Source organism: Streptomyces griseus (assembly GCF_900460065.1).
GTDB lineage: Bacteria > Actinomycetota > Actinomycetes > Streptomycetales > Streptomycetaceae > Streptomyces > Streptomyces griseus.
Genome location: NZ_UAVD01000026.1, coordinates 270381 through 292693, shown reverse-complemented (window position 1 = coordinate 292693; position 22313 = coordinate 270381). Strand labels below are relative to the sequence as shown.

16 protein-coding genes are annotated in these 22313 nt (G+C 72.0%); 8 read left to right on the top strand and 8 right to left on the bottom strand.

Annotated features, from left to right (window positions below; genetic code table 11):
• The first annotated feature begins 24 nt into the window (after nt 1-24).
• Together DTB53_RS15255 and DTB53_RS15250 are read left to right on the top strand one after the other, a co-directional pair.
• The gene (locus DTB53_RS15255; protein WP_012380059.1) at nt 25-1413 is read left to right on the top strand and encodes a VWA domain-containing protein; all 1389 of its coding nucleotides are present in this window, start codon (nt 25-27) and stop codon (nt 1411-1413) included.
• A 231-nt stretch (nt 1414-1644) separates the two neighbouring features.
• On the top strand, nt 1645-1998 hold the full coding sequence (locus tag DTB53_RS15250; RefSeq protein ID WP_003967837.1) for a DUF805 domain-containing protein: 354 nt from the start codon (nt 1645-1647) through the stop codon (nt 1996-1998).
• A 185-nt stretch (nt 1999-2183) separates the two neighbouring features.
• Here the strand turns inward: DTB53_RS15250 and DTB53_RS15240 are convergent, their stop codons facing one another.
• The 3 genes from DTB53_RS15240 to DTB53_RS15230 form a co-directional block, all read right to left on the bottom strand.
• Nucleotides 2184-3014, bottom strand: coding sequence for a hypothetical protein (locus DTB53_RS15240; protein ID WP_012380058.1), 831 nt, complete (start codon nt 3012-3014; stop codon nt 2184-2186).
• 202 nt (nt 3015-3216) lie between these two features.
• Entirely contained in the window at nt 3217-4398 is a 1182-nt protein-coding gene (locus tag DTB53_RS15235) for a metallophosphoesterase (RefSeq protein ID WP_012380057.1), read from the bottom strand.
• A 159-nt stretch (nt 4399-4557) separates the two neighbouring features.
• Complete coding sequence (locus DTB53_RS15230) at nt 4558-5670, bottom strand: LacI family DNA-binding transcriptional regulator (protein WP_006126041.1); 1113 nt, start codon at nt 5668-5670, stop codon at nt 4558-4560.
• A 405-nt stretch (nt 5671-6075) separates the two neighbouring features.
• On the opposite strand from DTB53_RS15230, the gene hisC reads away from it, so the two are divergent.
• The 5 genes from hisC to DTB53_RS15205 all read left to right on the top strand — a co-directional run bounded on the left by hisC (nt 6076) and on the right by DTB53_RS15205 (nt 15539).
• Nucleotides 6076-7155 (top strand): histidinol-phosphate transaminase, encoded by a 1080-nt coding sequence (gene hisC, locus DTB53_RS15225; protein WP_012380056.1) that lies wholly within the window; start codon nt 6076-6078, stop codon nt 7153-7155.
• 264 nt (nt 7156-7419) lie between these two features.
• Entirely contained in the window at nt 7420-8931 is a 1512-nt protein-coding gene (locus DTB53_RS15220; protein WP_003967831.1) for a cytochrome ubiquinol oxidase subunit I, read from the top strand.
• Between the two features lie 16 nt (nt 8932-8947).
• Nucleotides 8948-9949, top strand: coding sequence for a cytochrome d ubiquinol oxidase subunit II (gene cydB, locus DTB53_RS15215; protein WP_003967830.1), 1002 nt, complete (start codon nt 8948-8950; stop codon nt 9947-9949).
• An 87-nt stretch (nt 9950-10036) separates the two neighbouring features.
• Nucleotides 10037-13564 carry a thiol reductant ABC exporter subunit CydD gene (gene cydD, locus DTB53_RS15210; RefSeq protein WP_069456001.1) on the top strand — a complete coding sequence of 1176 codons (3528 nt, stop codon included), beginning with the start codon at nt 10037-10039 and terminating at the stop codon, nt 13562-13564.
• 268 nt (nt 13565-13832) lie between these two features.
• Nucleotides 13833-15539, top strand: coding sequence for a sensor histidine kinase (locus DTB53_RS15205; RefSeq protein ID WP_012380054.1), 1707 nt, complete (start codon nt 13833-13835; stop codon nt 15537-15539).
• Nucleotides 15540-15678: 139 nt separating this feature from the next.
• Here the strand turns inward: DTB53_RS15205 and DTB53_RS15200 are convergent, their stop codons facing one another.
• Nucleotides 15679-16554, bottom strand: a complete 876-nt coding sequence (locus tag DTB53_RS15200) for an HAD family hydrolase (protein ID WP_172595264.1) — start codon at nt 16552-16554, stop codon at nt 15679-15681.
• Between the two features lie 130 nt (nt 16555-16684).
• On the opposite strand from DTB53_RS15200, the gene DTB53_RS15195 reads away from it, so the two are divergent.
• Nucleotides 16685-17587 carry an LLM class flavin-dependent oxidoreductase gene (locus DTB53_RS15195; RefSeq protein ID WP_012380052.1) on the top strand — a complete coding sequence of 301 codons (903 nt, stop codon included), beginning with the start codon at nt 16685-16687 and terminating at the stop codon, nt 17585-17587.
• A gap of 188 nt (nt 17588-17775) precedes the next feature.
• Here DTB53_RS15195 and DTB53_RS15190 read toward each other — a convergent pair whose 3' ends face one another.
• The 4 genes from DTB53_RS15190 to DTB53_RS15175 all read right to left on the bottom strand — a co-directional run bounded on the left by DTB53_RS15190 (nt 17776) and on the right by DTB53_RS15175 (nt 22137).
• Entirely contained in the window at nt 17776-18345 is a 570-nt protein-coding gene (locus DTB53_RS15190) for an RNA 2'-phosphotransferase (RefSeq protein ID WP_012380051.1), read from the bottom strand.
• Nucleotides 18346-18557: 212 nt separating this feature from the next.
• Nucleotides 18558-19511, bottom strand: coding sequence for a MerR family transcriptional regulator (locus tag DTB53_RS15185; RefSeq protein ID WP_012380050.1), 954 nt, complete (start codon nt 19509-19511; stop codon nt 18558-18560).
• Nucleotides 19508-21280 carry an SDR family oxidoreductase gene (locus DTB53_RS15180; protein WP_012380049.1) on the bottom strand — a complete coding sequence of 591 codons (1773 nt, stop codon included), beginning with the start codon at nt 21278-21280 and terminating at the stop codon, nt 19508-19510. The genes DTB53_RS15185 and DTB53_RS15180 overlap by 4 nt, the downstream gene beginning before the upstream one ends.
• A complete protein-coding gene (locus DTB53_RS15175) occupies nt 21277-22137 on the bottom strand; it encodes a M24 family metallopeptidase (protein WP_003967822.1) in 861 nt (286 codons plus the stop codon). The genes DTB53_RS15180 and DTB53_RS15175 overlap by 4 nt, the downstream gene beginning before the upstream one ends.
• Between the last annotated feature and the right edge of the window lie 176 nt (nt 22138-22313).

The following is a 22313-nucleotide window of genomic DNA, read 5'->3' as shown; positions in this document are numbered from 1 at the left end:
GCCGGCCGGCGGCAGACTGGTCGTATGACAGCGAGATCCCTCCGCAAGGGCGCCAACGTACCCGTGGACGCCGCGGCACTGCGCGTCGAGCTCGTCTGGTCCCCCGGGCCGGGCGTGCCCGACGTGGACGCGTCGGCTCTGCTGCTGACCTCGGCCGGACGGGTCCGTGACGACGGCGACTTCGTCTTCTACAACCAGCCCCGGCACGCGTCCGGGGCCGTGGCGCACCTGGGGAAGCAGTGCGCCGACGGCCTCACGAGCGACACCCTGGCGGTGGACCTCCGTTCGCTCGGCCCCGAGGTCGAGCGCGTGGCGCTGTGCGCCTCCGCCGACGGCGGAACGTTCGGCCACGTGCCCGGCCTGAGCCTGCGGCTCCTCGACGCCTCCTCCGGCGGCGAGGTGGCGCGCTTCGAGATGACGGCCGGCACCGAGACGGCGTTCATCAGCGGCGAGCTGTATCTGAGGCAGGGGCGGTGGAAGTTCCGGGCGGTGGGGCAGGGGTACGCGGCAGGGCTCGCCGGTCTGGCCACGGAGTTCGGCATCACGGTCGACGAGCCTTCCCCCGGTAGCGCACCTCCGTCGCCGGCCGCGTCGGCCGCCCCGGTTCCGCCCGCCGTGCCGGCTCCGGGCGCTTCGGCCGGGCGGCCGGGCCTCGGCAAGGGCGAGGACCGTCTTCCGCCGGACATGCGCGCACGCCTGTCGCTGCGCAAGGAACAGGTCGCGGTCAGCCTGCGCAAGCGCGGTGCGGAGGGGATCGTCGCCCGGGTCGTCCTGGTGCTGGACGCCTCCGGCTCCATGAGCGCGCTGTACACGCGGGGCGTCGTGGCCGATGTGGTGGAGCGGATGGCCGCGGTCGCCGCGCAGCTCGACGACGACGGTGAGATGCAGGCGTGGACGTTCGCCTCCCGGCCGGCCCGGCTGCCCGATCTCCGTCTCGGCGACCTCCCGGAGTGGCTGCGGCTGCACGTACGGGTCGGACAGCTCGCCCTCTTCCGGCGCGGCAGGAGGCCGAAGGGGCTGGAGGACGGGCAGATCGACATGCGGACGGTAGGCATCCAGAACGAGGAGCAGCGGGTCATCGCCGAGGTGCGTGCCCATGTCGCCCGGCACCCCGCGTCGGTCCCCACGCTCGTGCTGTTCTTCTCCGACGGTGGTGTCCACCGCAACGCCGAGATCGAGCAGGAGTTGCGTGCGGCGGTCCAGGAGCCGATCTTCTGGCAGTTCGTCGGCCTGGGCCGGTCCGAGTACGGCGTGCTGGAACGGTTCGACTCCCTCCCCGGGCGCCAGGTCGACAACGTCGGCTTCTTCGCCGTCGACGACATCGGCGCGGTCCCCGACCAGGAGCTGTACGACCGGCTCCTGTCCGAGTTCCCGAGCTGGACGGCCGCCGCGCGCCGGGCCGGAATCCTCTGAACCGGCCCGGGCGGTAAGCGAGTTACGCGTGACTTCGACCTGTTCGCTGCGCTTTGGTGCAGTTCATCGCCTTGTTAAGCGACAGTATGGACACAGTCGTGTGGCAGCTGGATGTACGTTTGGCCCTCGGCTCACCAGCGCTTGACCCTTTCCTTATCTGTGCCTTACTTTCCGGCTTGCTTGGCTGAAAGTAAGCGGCCCCGGAAACCGGGGCCCGGGGAGGGACTCACCATGAACTGGTACCTGGCTGTACTCAAGAACTACGCAGGCTTCAGCGGACGTGCACGCCGCAAGGAGTACTGGATGTTCGCGCTCTTCAACATCATCATCGCCGTGGTGCTGTCGGCCATCGGCGCGGCGATCAGCACGCAGATCCCGTACTACCTCTACCTCGTCGCGACCCTCGTCCCGTCGCTGGCGGTCCTGGTGCGCCGATTGCACGACACGGGCCGCTCGGGCTGGTGGTTCTTCATCTCCTTCATCCCGCTGGTCGGCTTCATCATCCTGATCGTCTTCCTCGCCTCGGAGGGCAAGCCGGAGACGAACCAGCACGGTGCCAACCCGAAGCTGGCTCCGGCCGTCTGACCGACGGCTCCGGTACGCACCGGAGCACCCCGAGGCCGGGCGCGGCACACCGCCGCCCCGGCCTTCGCCGTACCCGGGCCCGGGCGGCCGGACCTGTGCCGGGAGCCCTTGGCCCGGGCGGCCCGGAGGCCTGCACCCGGGGCCCGGGGCGTGGAGACCTGCACCCGGGGCCCGGTACCCGTGGCTCAGTCCGGCCGGTGCTCGGGGCCGCCGAAGTCCGGGCTCGTGAAGTCGGGGCTGGTGAAGGTCGGCCGGGGGCCGGCCGCCGGGCCGTCGTCCGGGCCCGAGAAGTCCGGCCTGCTGTACCCGACCTTCGGGATGCGGTGGGGCGAACGGTGCGGGGTCCGTGCGGCGGGCCCCGCGGTGGGGTCGGCCAGGGCGTCCCGGAGGAACGGGAGGATGCCGCGCTCCAGCAGGGCGTGGCGCCACGCCTCCCTGGCCCGTGCGACGTCCTCCGGAAGCTCCTGCCCCTCGTCCTCGGCGGCCGGCGACGTCGCGCCGTTGCGGAGCGCGGTGACGAGCAGTCCGATGGCGGCGACCAGGATCGCCGCGGCGGCGACCGCCGCGAAGAACCAGCCGGCCGCGACCATCGAGCGGCCGAAGGGCAGCGAGGGGTTGACCGCCTTCAGCAGATAGCCGACGAGCAGGAAGATGACGGCCGCCGAGCCGGCCAGCAGCGGGGTCAGGACCGCGATGACCGCGCCGATGCCGGCGCCCGAACCGGCCGCCGTGCTCTGCGGCCCGTCCGCGGCCGGTCCGCCGTCGATCCCTTCTGCGGCCGCCGCGCGCCGCAGTTCGGCGCGGGCCTTGACGTAGTGCTCGTACTCGGTGGCCGCGGCCGCGGTGATCAGCGCCGTGGCGCTGAGCGCCATGGTGCGCAGCTGTTCGGTGTTGAGCCGGTCCCCGACGCCTTCCAGGTCCGGGCGTTCATGGGCGTGGCGCAGTGCGTCGCCCAGGATCCGCTCGTACTCGGGTCCGTCCTCGGCCAGCAGGTGCGGAGCGCTTGTCATCTGCATCCCCCGATGCTCCGTCGTACCCGGCAGCCCGCGTGGACCGGGCGATCGGGCGGAAACGGAGGAGAGCCTGCCACTGATACGCCGATGGTAGAGCGCTCACGGCAAGGGGTGACAGGGTGTTTCCAGAATTGGGCCCCGTGACGGGCCCGTCGATCGGCGAGGTCCGCGCGGGCGGAACCTGAAGCGCATTCCCCGCCGACGGTCAGTCATGCAGAGGGAGTTGAACCACCAACAGCTTTCCGGCCATGGTCACTCCGCCGTCCATGGCGATGGCGAGGTCGTCCGCGTACACGTGCGGGCCGTTGATCACGGGCCCCGCACCGTCCTCGCCGTCCTCCGTGCCGACCTCGCCCAGGAGGTACGGAATGGGGCTGTGACCATGGACGACGCGCTGTCCGCCGTACGTCGTCAGCAGCTCGCGCACCGCCTGGGCGCCGCCCTCGTCCCGGAAGGCGAACCGCTTGGTGAGCTTGCGGAAGAGATCCCAGCACTCGTCGGCGTCATTGCGCGTGAGAATGGCCGTGATCGTGTCATTGACGTCCTCGATGGTGGACCCGTAGTCGAGGTAGGCCGTCGTGTCGGAGTGCATCAGCAGATGCCCGTCCTCCTCGACGACCGCGTCCAGCCGGGACATCCACTGGAGGTGGACGTCCTGGAGGCGCTCCATATCGGTCTTCTGGCCGCCGTTGAGCAGCCAGGCGGCCTGGAAGGTGGCGGTGCCCGCCCCGGAGTTGACGGGGGTGTCGGCGAACCGCTTGGCGCCGATCAGCAGCAGCTCGTGGTTGCCCATGAGGGCCTTGCAGTAGCCGCCGGCCGCCGCGGCCTCGGCGGAGAGCCGCATGACGAGGTCGATGACCCCGATGCCGTCGGGCCCGCGGTCGGTGAAGTCGCCGAGGAACCAGAGGCGGGCGTTGCCGGCGGCCCAGTTCCCGTCGGCGTCGATGAGGCCCTGCGCGCCGAGGGCGGCGATCAGCTCGGCCAGGTATCCGTGGACGTCGCCGACGACGTAGAGCGGGCCGCGGCTGCCCTCGGCCACGGGGCGCGGCTCGGGGGCGGTCCGCACCTGCACGGTGTCGCCGCGGCGGATGACAGGGAGGTCCCGCTCGGTCGGGGTGTAGCCCTCCGGCTGCCCGTCGCCCACGGCGGCGTTGCCGGGATGCGGCGGCCGGGGCGGGACGGGGGGCGGTGCGGACGGGGGCGCGGACGCGCCCGGCGCCGGAGGGTTCGGTTCCGGGGCGCGCGGTGGCACCGGGGAGGGAGGTGCCGCCTGCGCCTGCGGCGGCACGGGCGTCTGCGCATACGGCGGAACCCGGAAGTCACGCAACGTCGCCGTCCGCACCACGGGTTCCTGACCGGCCCCCTGAGTCATCGACCCCTCCACCACCGTCGCGCCGCCGTACACCTGACGGGCCCTGCCTGGTAGAGGTGGTCCGCGGTGTCGTGCGCCCATCATAGGAATGCGGATCGATCTGTGTGACGCACCAGGGGTGGTGAATCCGGGCGCACGCACGGATCACCGGCTGATTAGTCCGAAAAGAGCTGATCAGTCCCCGCTGGGGGAGCGCGGCGCGCTGACCGTGGTGCGCGGGGGACGCCGTTGCGAGGAGGTCCGGACGATGAGCTCCGTCGGTATGACCTGCTCCACCGGCCCGTCGTGCTCGACCCCTTCGATGGCGTCGATGAGGAGCTGGACGACGGCCGTGCCGATGCGGCGGGGCTTCAGCGAGAGCGTGGTGATGGGCGGCTCGGTGGCGGCGTACACGGTGGACTCGCTGCAGCACACCAGCAGCAGGTCCTCGGGGACGCGCAGTCCGTAGCGGCGGGCCGCGGCGAGGAGATCGGTGCCGTTGGGGTCGAAGAGTCCGTAGACCGCGTCGGGGCGGTCGGGTCGGGCGAGCAGCCGGTCGGCGGCGACCGCCCCCGCGCAGGGGTCGTGGGCCGGGTAGGACTCGTAGACCGGATCCTGGCCGACCCGCTCGCACCAGTGGAGGTACGCGGTGGTGGACAGCCGGGTGTACGTGTCGGTGGTGTTCCCGGTCAGCAGGCCGATGCGGCGCGCTCCGGCGGCGGCGAGGTGGTCGAGGAGGTCGAGCACGGCGGCCCGGTGGTCGTTGTCGACCCAGGCGGTGACGGGGAGCGTCCCGGCCGGGCGGCCGTCCGAGACCACGGGCAGCCCCTGGCGGACCAGTTCGGTGACGACCGGGTCCTGGTCGGAGGGGTCGATGACGACGGTTCCGTCGAGCGCGACGTTCGACCAGACGTCGTGCCGGGAGGTGGCGGGGAGGATGACGAGGGCGTAGCCGCGGGCGAGCGCCGCGGAGGTCGCGGCTCTCGCCATCTCCGCGAAGTACGCGAATTCGGTGAAGGTGAAAGGTTCATTCCCGTACGTGGTCACGGTCAGGCCGATCAGGCCCGACTTGCCCGTACGGAGGGTTCGGGCCGCGGCGGACGGGCGGTAGCCCAGGCGCTCGGCGACCTCGCGGACATGGCGGCGGGTGGCGTCCGGGAGCCTGCCCTTGCCGTTGAGCGCGTCGGAGACGGTCGTGATCGAGACTCCGGCCGCGGCGGCCACGTCGCGGATCCCCGCCCGTCCTGGCCGGCCGCTGCGCCGGGGGGTCTCCGTCCGGCTCACCTGGTGCTTCCCTGCTGCTGTCATGGCGAGCCGATAGTAGGGCTCCGAAGGGTGGTCGGTCCGGTCGCATATGCACACGTTGACAGGCACGTTTCTGCAAGGTCACTACCCATCAGAATCCTTGTAATGCAAGGGAGTTGGCCGCTATTGCATCAGTGTTTCAGGTACTGGAGGGCGGCAGCCTGCTGAATGTGCGATGTCTCGAAGAGGTCTCAACTCACCACTTCGGGGGACGCGCGCCACGGCGCGAGCCACCGGCGCGCGCCGGAACGCGGAACGCTCCCCCCGGGAGAGGCCGCGTACCGGCCTCGCGCGGGCCCCCATTCCCGGGCACTGCGGTCGATTTCCCGCTCGGGCCATTCGCAGCGGGGCCCAATCCTCTTAAGGTGAGCAGTATTGCTGTGAACGGACGGTCGAGGAGGACCTGCGGTGAGCGAGACGAGCCCCAAGCTGCGCGCCGAGCTGGACGGCGTTCCCGCCTATGTGCCGGGTAAGCCGGCGGCGGCCGGCGGACCGGTCGCGTACAAGCTGTCCTCCAACGAGAATCCCTATCCGCCGCTGCCGGGGGTGCTGGAGTCGGCGCTCGCCGCCGCGGGGAGCTTCAACCGCTACCCGGACATGGCGTGCACCGGCCTGATGAACGAGCTGGCCGACCGCTTCGGTGTGCCGCTGGGGCATCTCGCCACGGGCACCGGCTCGGTGGGGGTGGCCCAGCAGCTGCTCCAGGCGACCTCGGGGCCCGGCGACGAGGTCATCTACGCCTGGCGGTCCTTCGAGGCGTACCCGATCATCACGCAGGTCAGCGGCGCGACCTCGGTGAAGGTCCCGCTGACCGACGGCGAGGTGCACGACCTCGACGCGATGGCGGAGGCGATCACCGACCGGACCCGGCTGATCTTCGTCTGCAACCCCAACAACCCCACCGGCACGGTGGTGCGCCGGGCCGAGCTGGAACGATTCCTCGACCGGGTGCCGAGCGATGTGCTGGTGGTGCTCGACGAGGCGTACAAGGAGTTCATCCGCGACGCCGAGGTGCCGGACGGCATCGAGATCTACCGGGACCGGCCCAACGTGGCGGTGCTGCGGACCTTCTCCAAGGCGTACGGACTGGCCGGGCTGCGGGTCGGCTTCGCGGTGGCGCACGAGCCGGTGGCCGCGGCGCTGCGCAAGACGGCCGTCCCGTTCGGGGTGAGCCAGCTCGCCCAGGACGCGGCGGTGGCCTCGCTCCGCGCGGAGGACGAGCTGCTGGGCCGGGTGGGCTCGCTGGTCGCCGAGCGCACCCGGGTGAGCGCGGAGCTGACGCGTCAGGGCTGGACGGTGCCGGAGTCGCACGCGAACTTCGTCTGGCTGCGGCTCGGCGAGCGGACCCTCGACTTCGCCGGGGCCTGCGAGCGGGCCGGGGTGGTCGTGCGGCCCTTCCAGGGGGAGGGCGTCCGGGTTTCGATCGGCGAGGGCGAGGGCAACGACCTCTTCCTGAAGGCGGCGGAGGCGTTCCGCGCGGAGCTGTAGCGAGCCGTAGCGCACGCGCCCGTACGGCCTGGTGGCCCCGGACCTCGATCGTGAGGTCCGGGGCCCTTTGTGTGGCCGGCGGGGCCGATTTTCGGGGGCGAGGCCGAAAAGGGGTACCCCCGGCGAAGGGCCCGAAAGCGTGTGCGCCATAATTGCTTGTGAATGTGAACGCGTTCACAAGCGTGCCCTGGTTCCTCCCGTAATCGGCCGGATCAAAGGGGCATAGTGCCGGTACGACCACGGCGATGTAAGGAGACTGACGACGTGGACCTCGCTCTGGCGCCGGAGACCCTGGCGCGATGGCAATTCGGCATCACCACCGTCTACCACTTCCTCTTCGTCCCCCTGACGATCTCGCTCGCCGCGCTCACCGCCGGCCTGCAGACCGCCTGGGTGCGGACGGAGAAGGAGAAGTACCTCAGGGCGACCAAGTTCTGGGGCAAGCTGTTCCTGATCAACATCGCCATGGGCGTCGTCACGGGCATCGTCCAGGAGTTCCAGTTCGGCATGAACTGGTCCGACTACTCGCGCTTCGTCGGCGACATCTTCGGCGCCCCGCTCGCCTTCGAGGCCCTGATCGCCTTCTTCTTCGAGTCCACCTTCATCGGGCTGTGGATCTTCGGCTGGGACAAGTTGCCGAAGAAGATCCACCTCGCCTGCATCTGGATGGTCTCGATCGGCACGGTCCTCTCCGCCTACTTCATCCTGGCGGCCAACTCCTGGATGCAGCACCCGGTCGGCTACCGGATCAACGAGGAGCGCGGCCGGGCCGAGCTCACCGACTTCTGGCGGGTGCTCACCCAGGACACCGCGGTCACCCAGTTCTTCCACACCATCACGGCGGCGTTCCTGGTCGGCGGGGCCTTCATGGTCGGCATCGCCGCGTTCCACCTGGCGCGCAAGAAGCACATCCCGGTGATGCGGACCTCGCTGCGCCTGGGCCTGATCACCGTCGTGGTCGCCGGACTGCTCACCGCCGTCAGCGGCGACAGCCTCGCCAAGGTCATGTTCCGGCAGCAGCCGATGAAGATGGCAGCCGCCGAGGCCCTGTGGGACGGGCAGGAGCGGGCGCCGTTCTCGATCTTCGCGTACGGGGACGTCAGCAAGGGCCACAACTCCGTGGAGATCTCGCTCCCCGGGATACTGTCCTTCCTCGCCAACAACGACCCGAACTCCTATGTCCCCGGCATCAACGACATCAACAAGGAGTCGCAGGAGAAGTACGGGCCCGGCGACTACCGCCCCAACATCCCGGTCGCGTTCTGGAGCTTCCGGTGGATGATCGGCTTCGGTATGGCCTCCTTCGGCCTCGGCCTCCTGGGGCTCTGGCTGACCCGGAAGAAGTTCCTGCTGCCACCGGCGCTGCGGACCGGTGAGGACGAAGTGCCGCATCTGGTCCTCTTCAAGAACAAGGCACTGAGCCCGAAGCTCACCAAGCTCTACTGGCTCGTCGCGCTCTGGACGCTCCTCTTCCCGCTCATCGCCAACTCCTGGGGCTGGATCTTCACCGAGATGGGCCGCCAGCCGTGGGTCGTCTACGGGGTGCTCCAGACCCGTGCGGGGGTCTCCCCCGGCGTCTCGCAGGGCGAGGTCATCACCTCGATGATCGTCTTCACCCTGCTCTACGCGGTGCTCGCCGTGATCGAGGTGAAGCTGCTCGTGAAGTACATCAAGGCCGGGCCGCCGGAACTCACCGAGGACGACCTGAACCCGCCCACGAAGATCGGCGGGCACGACGAAGAAGACGCCGACCGGCCCATGGCCTTCTCGTACTGAGCACAGGAGCTGAGAGATGGAACTCCACGACGTCTGGTTCGTGCTCATCGCCGTCCTCTGGACCGGCTACTTCTTCCTGGAGGGATTCGACTTCGGCATCGGGGTCCTCACCAAGCTGCTGGCCCGCGACCGCAAGGAGCGGCGGGTCCTGATCAACACGATCGGGCCCGTCTGGGACGGCAACGAGGTCTGGCTGCTCAGCGCCGGCGGTGCGACCTTCGCCGCCTTCCCCGAGTGGTACGCCACCCTGTTCTCCGGCTTCTACCTGCCGCTGCTGATCATCCTGTTCTGCCTGATCGTGCGGGGCGTCGCCTTCGAGTACCGCGCCAAGCGGCCCGAGGAGCGGTGGCAGACGAACTGGGAGAACGCGATCTTCTGGACCTCCCTGATCCCCGCGGTGCTGTGGGGTGTGGCGTTCGGGAACATCGTGCGGGGCGTGAAGATCGACGCCGACATGGAGTACGTCGGCAACTTCTTCGACCTCCTCAACCCGTACGCGATCCTCGGCGGCCTCGTCACGCTCACCCTCTTCACCTTCCACGGGACGGTGTTCGCCGGCCTCAAGACGGCGGGCGACATCCGGGTCCGGGCCCGCGCGCTGGCGCTGAAGCTGGGGCCGGTCACCGCGGTGCTCGCGCTGGGCTTCCTGGTCTGGACGCAGGCGGACAACGGCGACGCCTGGAGCATGGGCGCCATGATCGTGGCGGTGGTGGCGCTCCTGGCCGCCATCGGTGCCATCGCCAAGGGCCGTGAGGGCTGGTCGTTCGCGTTCTCGGGCGTGACGATCGCGGCGGCGGTCACGATGCTCTTCCTGACCCTCTTCCCGAACGTCATGCCGTCCTCGCTGAACGACGCCTGGAACCTCACGGTCACCAACGCCTCGTCCAGCCCGTACACGCTCAAGATCATGACCTGGTGCGCGGGCATCGCCACGCCCGTCGTGCTGCTCTACCAGGGCTGGACCTACTGGGTCTTCCGCAAGCGCATCGGCACCCAGCACATCGCCGACGCGCACTGACTCCGATGAGCCGCCGCGGTTCCGCGAGGTCCGCGGCGGCTCACCGTCCCGCAGCAGCTCACCGACCCCGCCGGGGGGATGTTTCACGTGAAACCGATCGATCCGCGTCTGCTCCACCACGCACGCGCCACCCGCCTCTTCCTGGCGGCCGTGGTGGCCCTCGGCCTGGTCGGCGCCCTGCTGGTGATCGCCCAGGCGATGCTCATCGCCGAGATCGTGGTGGGCGGTTTCGAGGGCGGACTCACGGTCACCGCGCTGCGCACCCCCCTTCTGCTGCTCGCCGCGGTCGCCCTCGGCCGCGCCTTCGTCGCCTGGCTCACCGAGCTGGCGGCCCACCGCGCCAGCGCGGCCGTCAAGTCGGAACTGCGCGGCCGGCTCCTGGAACGGGCCGCGCGACTGGGCCCCGACTGGCTGAGCGGGCAGCGCACCGGTTCGCTCGTCGCGCTGGCGACCCGGGGCATCGACGCGCTCGACGACTACTTCGCCCGCTACCTCCCCCAGCTCGGACTCGCCGTCGTGGTGCCCGTGGCGGTGCTCGCCCGGATCGTCACCGAGGACTGGGTGTCGGCGGCGATCATCGTCGTCACCCTGCCGCTCATCCCGCTGTTCATGATCCTGATCGGCTGGGCCACCCAGTCCCGTATGGACCGCCAGTGGCAGCTGCTGTCCCGGCTCTCCGGGCACTTCCTGGACGTCGTCGCCGGGCTGCCGACCCTGAAGGTCTTCGGGCGGGCCAAGGCCCAGGCCGCATCGATCCGCACGATCACCTCCGACTACCGCCGGGCCACCCTGCGCACCCTGCGGATCGCCTTCCTGTCCTCGTTCGCCCTGGAGCTCCTGGCGACCCTGTCGGTGGCCCTCGTCGCCGTCACGATCGGCATGCGGCTCGTCCACGGGGAGCTCGACCTCTATACGGGACTCGTGGTCCTGATCCTCGCCCCGGAGGCGTATCTGCCGATCCGCCAGGTCGGCGCGCAGTACCACGCGGCGGCCGAGGGGCTGTCGGCCGCCGAGGAGATCTTCGCGGTCCTGGAGACCGAACCGAGGGCCTCGGGCGCCGAGGACGTGCCGGACGCGCTGCGCCTGGAACTGACGGACGTGACCGTACGCCACGAGGGCCGCGCCGAACCGTCGTTGGACGCCGCGTCGCTCACCGTGGAGCCGGGGGAGACCGTCGCCCTGGTCGGCCCGAGCGGGGTCGGCAAGTCCACCCTGCTGAACGTGATCCTCGGGTTCGCCTCACCCGACGAGGGGCGCGTCCGGGTCGGCGGCCGGGACCTCGACCGCCTGGACCTCGAACGCTGGCGCAGCCGTATCGCCTGGGTCCCCCAGCGCCCCCACCTCTTCGCGGACACCGTCGCCGAGAACGTGCGCCTCGCGCGGCCCGACGCCGACGACGAGGCGGTCCTCGCGGCCCTGCGGGACGCGGGCGCGTACGACTTCGTCGCGGCGCTGCCCGACGGGATGCGGACGGCCCTGGGCGAGGACGGCGCCGGGCTCTCGGCGGGCCAGCGCCAGCGCCTCGCCCTCGCCCGGGCGTTCCTCGCCGACCGGCCGGTCCTGCTGCTGGACGAGCCGACCGCGAGCCTGGACGGTGAGAGCGAGGCGGGCATCGTCGACGCCGTACGGAGGCTCGCCGCCGGACGGACCGTGCTGCTGGTCGTCCACCGCCCGGCCCTGCTGGCCGTCGCCGACCGCGTGGTGACGCTGGAGCCGCGTACCCCCGTGCCCGCGGAGACGTACGGGGAGCCCGGCGCGGGCCTCGCGGCCCCCGGCCCCGCCGTCCCGGAGCCGCTCGCCGGCGGCGAACCGCCGGGCGCCCGGCCCCTGGAGTCCCTCGGCTCCCCCCTCCCGACGGGCACCCGCCCGGGACGGGTGCTCGCCCGGGTCCGCGAGGCCGCCGGCGCGCAGCGGGGGCGCCTGACCCTGGCCCTGCTGCTCGGCAGCCTGGCGGTCGGGTCGGCCGTGGGGCTCATGGCGGTCTCCGGCTGGCTGATCTCCCGCGCCTCCGAGGAGCCGCCGGTCATGTACTTGATGATGGCGGTCACCGCGACCCGCGCCTTCGGCATCGGCCGGGCGGTCTTCCGCTACGCCGAGCGGCTCGTCTCGCACGACGCCGTCCTGAAGCTCCTCGCCGACCTGCGGGTCTCCGTCTACCGCGGTCTCGAACGCATCGCCCCAGGAGGCCTGCGCACCACCAGGCGCGGGGACCTGCTGTCCCGGCTCGTCGCCGACGTGGACGCGCTCCAGGACTACTGGCTGCGCTGGCTGCTGCCGGTCGGCACCGCCGTCGTGGTGGGGGCCGGCGCCGCCGGCTTCACCGGCTGGCTGCTCCCCGAGGCGGGCGTGATCCTGGCCGTGGGGCTGCTGGTCGCCGGGGTCGGCGTCCCGCTCGTCAGCGGCGCCTGTGCCCGCCGTACGGAACGTCAGCTCGCGCCCGCCCGCGCCGCCCTGGCCACCCGGGTCACCGACCTCCTGGGCGCCACCGCCGAACTGACCGTCGCGGGCGCGCTGCCCGCCCGGCAGGAGCGGCTGCGCGCGGCCGACACCCTGCTGACCCGGATCGCCTCCCGCGCCGCCGCCGCGACGGCCCTCGGCGGTGGGCTCTCCGCCCTGGTCTGCGGGCTCACCGTGGTGGCCGCCGCGACCGTCGCCGTCCCCGCGGTGCAGGACGGGCGGCTGTCCGGCGTCGCGCTCGCCGTGGTGGTGCTGACCCCGCTCGCCGCCTTCGAGGCGGTCACCGGACTGCCGCTCGCCGTGCAGTACCGCCAGCGCGTCGCCCGGAGCGCCGAGCGGGTGTTCGAGGTGCTGGACGCCCCCGTGCCCGTACGGGAGCCCGCGGCCCCCGCCGAGGAGCCCGCGTCCCCCTTCCCGCTGGAGGTGCGGGGGCTGAGCGCCCGCTACCCCGGGGCCCGGCACGACGCGCTGGTCGCGCTCGACCTGACGCTGACGCCCGGCCGGCGCATCGCGGTCGTGGGCCCCTCCGGCTCGGGCAAGACGACGCTTGCCCAGGTCCTGCTGCGCTTCCTGGACGCCTCCTCGGGGACGTACCGGCTGGGCGGCGTCGAGGCGTCGGCGCTGGAGTCGGAGACGGTGCGGCGCTCGGTCGGGCTGTGTGCCCAGGACGCGCACGTCTTCGACAGCACGATCCGCGAGAACCTGCGGCTGGCCCGCCCCGGGGCGACCGACGCCGAACTGCTCGACGTGCTCTCCCGGGCCCGGCTCCTGGACTGGGTGCTGGCCCTGCCGGAGAAGCTCGACACCCCGGTGGGCGAGCACGGCGCACGGCTCTCCGGCGGTCAGCGTCAACGCCTGGCCCTGGCTCGCGCGCTGCTCGCCGACTTCCCCGTACTCGTCCTGGACGAGCCGGCCGAGCACCTCGACCTGCCGACCGCCGACGCGCTCACCGCCGACCTGCTCGACGCGACGCGGGGCCGGGCGACGGTACTGATCACCCACCGGCTGACCGGCCTCGACACGGTCGACGAGGTGCTGGTGCTGGACGCGGGCCGGGTCGTGCAGCGCGGACCGTACGCCGAACTCGCCGCCGAGGAGGGGCCGCTGCGCACCATGCTGGAGCGCGAGGGGGAGACGGTCGGGGCGGGGGCCCGATAGGGCTGTCCGCCCCCTCCCGTCGTCGCCCGCAGGGCGGACGCGCGGCGTCGGGTGCGTGCTCCCGGTGGCGCCGGCCCCCGGCTCCCGTACGGGACGTACTCGGACACGGGACCCGGTGCGGCGCGACCGCGTCCGTCCCGTCGCGCGGCGGACGGGACGGCCGGACAGGCCGTGGCGGCGGCACCGACCCCGGGGACGACCGGCGCCCTTCCCCCGTCGATCGCATTCTCGACTTTCGCCCCCAAACGGTACTAACTAGGCTCGGTCCATGGCCGAGCCCGACCCGCAGGACTCCCTGGACGCCGCCACCCGGGCCACGCGCAGCCTCCAGGGTCTGTCCACCGAGCTGACCGCCCGGGTGCCGCAGCTCCTGGAAGCGATGCGCTCCGTCGGCGCGGGTCTGGAACTGCACTCCACCCTGGACCGGATCTGCGAGACGGCGGCTGAGCTCGCCCACGCCCGCTACGCCGCCATCGGGGTCGTCGACGAGCTGGGTGAGGGGCTCTCGGACTTCGTCACGTACGGCGTTCCGCGGGAGGTGGCCGAGGCGATCGGACGGCGTCCCGACGGCCACCGGGGTCTGCTCGGCGCGCTGATCCACGACCCCGCCCCGGTCCGTCTCGCCGACCTGACCACCGATCCCCGGTACGCGGGCTTCCCGTCGGGACACCCCCGGATGCGGACCTTCCTGGGGGTGCCCATCCGGGTCCAGGGCGACGTCTTCGGCAACCTCTACCTGGCCGAGAAGCAGGACGGCGCCGAATTCAGCGACTACGACCTCCACATGGTCCGGGTGCTCGCCACCGAGGCCGGGATCGCCATCGGCAACGCCCGGCTGTACGAGGCGGCGCGGCAGCGGGAGCACTGGATCGACGGTTCGGTCGCGGTCACCACGGCCCTCCTGTCGGGCGGGGACGCGGACGAGGCGCTGTCCGTGGTCGCCGAACAGGCCCGCCGGCTCGCCGACTCCGCCGCCGGGATCGTGCTGCTGCCCGCCGAGGAGGGCGGGCTGGAGATCGTCGCCGTATCGTCCGACGACCCCGCGTCCTCGCTCGGCGTGATCATCCCGCCCCGGAGCGCGGTGGTGGCGAAACTCCTGGCGGGCGAGGCGGTGTTCATCGACGACTCGGCCACCGACCGCCGGATGATCACCAGGCTGGCCGAGCGGTTCGGCCCCAGCATGATGCTGCCGCTGCACAGCGGCGGTCGGGTGCTCGGCGCGCTGGCCACCCCCCGGGCGCGGGGCGCGCGCCCGTTCACGGAGACCGAGCGGACGCTCGCCACCCAGTTCGCCTCCCAGGCGGCCCTCGCGCTGATGATGGCCGAGGCGCAGCGGGACCGGGAGCGGCTCGCGGTGTACGAGGACCGCGACCGGATCGCCCGTGACCTCCACGACCTGGTCATCCAGCGGCTGTTCGCCACCGGGATGATGCTGGAGAGCGCCCAGCGCCGGTCGGTGGTGCCCGAGGTGCGGACCGGCGTCGGCCGGGCCGCGGACGAGCTGGACGTGACGATCCAGGAGATCCGCACGGCCATCTTCGCGCTCCAGCAGGAACCGGCCGAGGCCCCGTCGGGGCTGCGCACCCGCGTGCTGCGGGAGATCAACATGGCGGCCGTCCCGCTCGGCTTCAAGCCCTCGCACCGCTTCCTGGGCCCGGTGGACTCGCTCGTCGGCGAGCTGACCGGCAAGAACCTGGTCGCCGCGCTGCGCGAGGCCCTCTCCAACGCGTTCCGGCACGCGGGCGCGTCGCTGATCGATGTGGTCGTCGACGCGACGGTGACCCTGCCGGACGGCCGGGGCGCGGTGCGCCTCTCGGTCGCCGACGACGGGGTGGGCATCCCGGAGGGCGGCCGGCGCAGTGGCCTGCGCAACCTGGCCCGCCGGGCCGAGTCCCTGGGGGGTGCGAGCCGGATCGAACCGGGGATCGGGGAGGACGGCGGCGGTACGACGGTGGTGTGGGAGGCGCCGCTGTGAGGGGGCGGAGCTGACCCGCCCCGCGGGGTGGGGCGGGTCAGGACAGGGCGCGCCCCGCCGGGACCGGTGGCGGTGTGCTGGTGTGTTCCGGTGGCTGGGCTGGGCTCCGGTGGGCTGGGCTTCGGTGTGCCGAAAGGTTTCAGCGTTTGTCCGGGAGGGCGGCGAGGATCCGCTCGATGACGACCGCCACCCCGTCCTCCTCGTTGGTCGCGGTCCGGCCCGACGCGGCGGCCACCGCGTCCGGGTGGGCGTTGCCCATCGCGAAGGAGGCGCCGGCCCAGCTGAGCATCTCGACGTCGTTGGGCATGTCGCCGAAGGCGACCACCTCGGCGGGCGAGATGCCGCGCTCGGCACAGCAGGCGGCGAGCGTCGTGGCCTTGGAGACGCCGAGCCCGCTGACCTCCAGGAGCGCGGAGGGGCTGGACCGGGTGAAGGCGGCCCGGTCTCCGGCGGCCGTACGGGCCAGGGCGAGGAAGGCGTCGGGAGCCAGCTCGGTGTGGTGGGCCAGCAGCTTGATCACCTGCGCGCCGGCGCCCGGGGCGTCCTCGTGCAGCAGCTTCTCGGCGACGGCCACGGTCGCACCCGGGTCCAGGTGGAAGGGCGGGTAGGCCGGTTCGTAGTTGATGCCGGTGGTCATCTCGACGGCGAACGAGGTGCCGGGAGCCCTCTCGCGCAGGGTGCGCACGACGTGCAGGGCGGCGGCGCGCTCCAGCGGCCGTACGGAGAGCAGCTCGCCGTCCGTCCGCAGGTCGGTGACCACGGCGCCGTTGGCGCAGATCGCCGTGCCGTGGCTCTGTACGTGGTCCCGTACGACGTCCATCCAGCGGGCCGGCCTGCCGGTGACGAAGAAGACCTCGATCCCGGCCTCCCCGGCCGCCGCGAGGGCCGCGACCGTGCGCGCGGACAGCGTCTTGTCGTCGCGCAGCAGCGTGCCGTCGAGGTCGGTGGCGATCAGCCGGGTCACGGCGGGAAGAGGCGTATCGGTCACTGAGGTCACCGGGCCATTCTCGCCCATAAAGGTGCACGTGCGTGCGGAGGGGCGCACATCTGAGTGGTCAGGACGCTGATCTGCGGAAAAGTCCTCCGGCATATGCCAAAGCCATCAGGTCGCCGTCCCGGGTCCGTACGGCCGTAGGCTCGGGGGCATGAGTCCCCGCCTGAGCACCGTGATCCTCCCCGTCCATCGCTGGCACGAGGGCGGTCGCGACCGCTGGCGTCGGGCGGAGGAGCTGGGCTTCCACACCGCCTACACCTATGACCACCTGTCCTGGCGCACCTTCCGGGACGGCGCCTGGTTCGGGGCGCTGCCCACGCTCACCGCCGCGGCCACGGCCACCGAACGCCTGCGGCTCGGCACCCTCGTGACCTCGCCGAACTTCCGCCACCCGGTCACGCTGGCCAAGGAGCTCATCTCCCTGGACGACATCTCGGGCGGTCGGGTCACCCTCGGCATCGGCGCCGGTGGCAGCGGCTTCGACGCCACCGCACTGGGCCAGGAGGCGTGGAGCCCGCGCGAACGCGCCGACAGGTTCGCGGAGTTCGTTCCGCTCCTGGACCGGCTGCTCACCGAAGGCGCGGTGACCGAGCGCGGGACGCACTACACCGCCGAGGAGGCCCGCAACATTCCCGGCTGTGTCCAGCGCCCCCGGCTGCCCTTCGCGGTCGCCGCGACCGGACCGCGCGGCCTGAAGCTCGCCGCCCGCCACGGACAGGCCTGGGTCACCACCGGCGACCCCAAGCTGTACGAGAACGGCACCCCGGAGGAGTCACGGGCGGCGCTGCGGGGGCAGAACGAGCGGCTCACGGCGGCCTGCGCGGAGATCGGCCGGGACGTGTCCGAGCTGGACCGCATCCTGCTCACCGCCTTCACACCGGACCGCAACGGCCCGCTGGAGTCCGTGGACGCCTTCGTCGACTTCGCGGGGCGCCACGCGGAACTGGGCTTCACCGAGATCGTCATCCACGCCCCGATCCCGGACTCGGTCTTCGACGTGGACCCGAAGGTCTTCGAGCGCATCGCGACCGAGGCGCCCGCGCAGCTGGCGTAGCGGCGGGACGGCCGGGTGGGAAGCGTCAGGGGCTGCCTCGTCCGGGTACACGGGATACAGCGGCACGGGCCGATGGGCCAACGGGCCGATGGGCCGACGGGGCAACCGGGCAGCGGGGCGCGGGGAAGCGGTCCACCGGGATCGGGATCGGACCGGTGGTGACCCCGGCATCCGGCGTCGGGAGGCTCTCAGCCGCGCAGGAGCAGGAACCGCGGGGGTACGGCGTCGGCGAGCCAGACCCCGTTGGCGCTCACCCGGAAGACGTGGCCGGCGCGGTGCATCGCGCCCGCGTCCACGGTGAGGACGAGCGGCCGGCCGCGACGGGCGCCGACCCGGGTGGCCGTCTCCCGGTCGGGCGACAGGTGGACGTGGTGGCGGGCCATGGGGCGCAGGCCCTCGGTCCGGATCGCGTCCATCACCCGGGCGACCGTGCCGTGGTAGAGGTGCGCGGGCGGCTCGGCCGGCGGCAGGTCCAGGTCGACGGCGACGGTGTGGCCCTGATTGGCGCGGATGCGGTCGCCGTGGACGCCGTCGGCGGCGCAGCCGTTCTCGACGGTGAAGCGCCGCTTGTCGTTCGCGGCGACGACGTGGTCGAGCTCGGCGCGGGAGAAGGCGAAGCCGTGCCGGGCCGCGGCGCGCAGCAGCTCCTCGACCGCCACCCAGCCGTTCTCGTCGAGGGTGAGGCCGATGCGTTCCGGCTGATGCCTCAGATGCTTCGAGAGGTACTTGGACACCTTGACGGTGCGACGTTCGTCCATGGCGTCAGAGTGCCCGTGGCGGGCCGGTCGGTGCATCCGCATTTCCCACCGCCTCGCCGCCTTGTCGCCTCGTCAGCTGGTCATTTCGGCACCTCGTAGGTTCTTCGTTCTTCCGCGGTTCTTCGATCTTTTTCCCGCCGCAGGTTTGATCCACAGCCAACTCAGGTTATCCACAGACTATTTGGCGTTTCTGTGGACAACGCGCTTCCTCTTTAAGCGCTTTCGTCAATTTTGCGGCTTTTGACGTGAGTTGCGGTCAGCCCGTCCAAGGTGCGTGCCTGCACCTCCCTTTCGGTGGCCGCGGCCACGAAGGCGGAAACGTGCTCCTCTCCAACCAACGCGCGCACAGCCTGTGTTGTCCGGGAGGGGAGCAGCACGGGCCGGAGCGCGTCATCGGAAAGGGGGGTCGGCTCCGCGCCGAGGTGGTGGTGCAGGTGGCGGGTGGCGAACGTCCGCATGGCCCGTGCCAGTTCCGCGTCCACCGTCTGCTGTGCGAGCGGTCGCAGGCGGCGCACGAGAGACGCCGCCTCGGCCGCGTCGGAGTCGGTGGGCGGACGGTGGCCGAGGTAGCGGGCGAAGACGTGCTCGGTGGTGAACTCGAGGAAACGGGAGGCGATGTGCTCCACCTGACCGCGAAGTTCCCGCAGATGGCCGGAGATCGCGGGCAGGGGCACCCCGGCGGCGTACAACTCCACCGCCACCGCCAGCTCTTGGGGGCTGGGTACGAGGAACTCGTCGTCCCTGCCGGGCACCCGCTCCAGCACGCCGAGCTCCACCGCCTCGGCGATGGCCTCGTCGTCCTGCCGGCCGCCGAACCGCGCGTCCAGCTCCCGGCGGCTGATCCGGTCGGACTCCTCGTCCGTCCACGGGCCGTGGACCTCGGCGACCAGACCGAGCACCCCGCCGAGACCCCGCCCCGCGTCCCACGCCTCCAGCAGCTCCTTGATGCTGGCCAGGGTGTAACCCCGGTCGAGCAGGTCCGCGATCTGCCGGAGCCGGGCCAGATGGGTCTCCCGGTACACATTGGCCCGTCCGCGCCGCTCGGGCGTCGGGAGCAGTCCCCGGTCCTGATAGGCGCGGATCGTGCGCACCGTGGCCCCGCTGGCCTGGGCCAGGTCCTCGATCCGGTACTCGGCGGTCCCGGTGCCCGCACCGGCCCCGGTCACAGCGGAGGCTTCAGCCGGGCGACGGAGCGCAGGGTCCCCGGACTCAGCCGGGAGAGCAGCCGTGCGCCACGCGCCTCCGGGGTCACCGGCACCACCGCCTGGTTGCGCACGACCGCCCGCAGGATCGCGTCGGCGACCCTCGTAGGCGGGTAGTTGCGCCGCCCGTAGAGACGGCTCGTCCGCTTCTGCAGCCGCTCCTCCTCCGCCGCGTCGGCCCCCGCGAAACGCGTGGTGGCGGTGATGTTGGTGTTGACGATGCCGGGACATATCGCGCTCACCCCGATCGACTTCTCCGCCAGCTCGGCCCGCAGACATTCGCTGAGCATCAGCACGGCCGCCTTCGACGTGCTGTACGCGGGCAGCACTCGCGAGGGCTGGAAGGCGGCGGCCGACGCCGTGTTGACGATGTGGCCGCCCTGCCCCCGGTCCGCCATCTGCTTGCCGAAGATCCGGCAGCCGTGGATGACCCCCCACAGATTGACGTCGAGGACCTTCTTCCACTCCTCGCTCGTGGTCTCCAGGAAGGAGCCGGACAACCCGATCCCGGCGTTGTTGACCAGGACGTCGACGATGCCGTACTCGGAGGCGACCCGGGCGGCGAGCTTCTCCATCGCGTCCTCGTCGCTGACGTCGACCGCCTCGCCCCACGCGGCGGGCGCCCCGATCAGCCGCGCCATCTCCGCGGTCCGGGCGGCCCCCTCCGCGTCCCGGTCCACGGCCACGACCCGGGCGCCCGCCTCGGCGAACGCGAACGCCGTGGCCCGCCCGATCCCGGAGGCCGCGCCGGTCACCAGGACCAGCTGACCGCCGAACCGCTGCGCGTAGGGGCTCTGGGCGGGCGTCGGCTGCGCGGGCGCGCCCTCCCGCCCCGCGGACTCGTTCGCGGTGATGAACTCGTCGACCCAGGAGGCGAGCTGGTCCGGCCGGGTGCGGGGCACCCAGTGCTTGGCCGGGAGCGAGCGGCGCACCAGCCGGGGAACCCAGTCCTCCAGCCCGTCGTAGAGCCGCTCGGAGAGGAAGGAGTCCCCGGTCGGAGTGATCAGCTGGACCGGCGCGTGGGCGTAGGCGTCGGCGCGGGGCCTGCTGAGCCGGGCGCGGACGTTGTCGCGGTAGAGCCAGGCGCCGTGCGCCGCGTCGCTCGGCAGGGAGGCGGTGGGGTAGTCGCCCGCGGGCACCTTCTCCATGCGCTCCAGGATCCGGGGCCACCGCTTCCCGAGCGGGCCGCGCCAGGCGAGCTCCGGCAGGACCGGGGTGTGGAGCATGTACACGTACCAGGACTTCGCGCCCTGGCCGAGCAGCTGGCCGACCCGGCGCGGGGTGGGGCGGGTCATCCGGCGTTTGATCCAGTGCCCGAAGTGGTCCAGGGACGGCCCGGACATCGAGGTGAAGGAGGCGATCCGGCCCTCGGTCCTGCCGACCGTGACGAACTCCCAGGCCTGGACAGACCCCCAGTCGTGACCGACCACGTGCACCGGCCGGTCCGGGCTGACCGTGTCGATGACGGCCAGGAAGTCGTCGGTCAGCTTCTCCAGGGTGAAGCCGCCGCGCAGCGGTTTCGGGGCGGTGGACCCGCCGTGCCCCCGCACGTCGTACAGCACCACGTGCCAGTGCTCGGCCAGCCGGACGGCGACGTCCGACCAGACCTCCTTGCTGTCCGGATAGCCGTGGACCAGCACCACGGTCGGCCGGCCCGCGTCGCCCAGCTCGGCGACGCACAGCTCGACGCCTCCCGTGACCACGCGTCGCTCACGCGCCTGAGACAGATTCACGCCGCCACCTTCTCCTCGGCCCAGCGCCGCACATGCGGCAGATCGTCGTCCAGCCAGAAAGCGCTCTGCTCGGGGTCCTTGGAGTCGGTGACGACCAGGATCTCCTCGAACTTCGCGCCCGTACCCCGGAATCCGAGGTGGGGTTCGACCGCCCACAGGCCCGGCTGCGGCGGGTGGTCGGAGAAGCGGTAGGGGCTCCACAGCGGCGACCAGCCGTCCCGGTGACCGTGCAGGGCGTCACTCACCAGTCCCTTGAGGGCCTGGGTGCCGAAGCCGAACAGCCGCGGCGACCAACGGCGTTCGGTGACGCGGTCGATCTTGTGCGCGATCACGCCGAAGGGGTAGGCCCGGTGCCTGTTCGTGTATCCCTGCGTGGTCATGAGGCGTTCCACGTCCTCGTAGATCTCGCGCAGCGAACGGCGCTCGCGCACCTCCCGCAGGATCAGCTCGCGGTGGGCCTCCAGATCGGCCAGCAGCCTGTCGTGCAGCGGATTGAGGCCGAGGCACCCCGCATACCCCACATCGGCGGTGAAGCCCTTGTACACCGGGGCCATGTCGAGGATGAACGGCATCCCCGGCTCCAGCCTCCGGTCGGTCGGGAAGAACTGCAGCGGCACCTTGAACCCGGCGAACGCCGTACGGTCCCCGAACCAGGCGAACGGGAGGTGGAACCAGTCGCGCACGCCCCGCTCACGCAGCCACACCCGCTGCATCCGGGCCGCCTCGCGCTCGGTCACCCCCGACCGCAGCTGGCCGGCGACCGCCTCCGCGCAGGCGTAGGCCAGACGCTGGACTTCCCTGAACCCCCGCAGCTCCGGGGTGATTTCGTGCTGCACTGCCGAGGTCATGCCGGTCATGCCACCGTCCGTTCCCTGCCGTGTGCGGTACGCGCCCGTAACGTGACACTGATGAATGTGACAATGTCCGGCGGCTGCGTCAAGGGGGCCCCGGTCCCTGTGGACAAGTGGGCGTCCCGCCTGTGGAGAACTCCCGCCCGCCTGCGGGAGTGCCGGTCCCTCCGCCGCATCCCCGG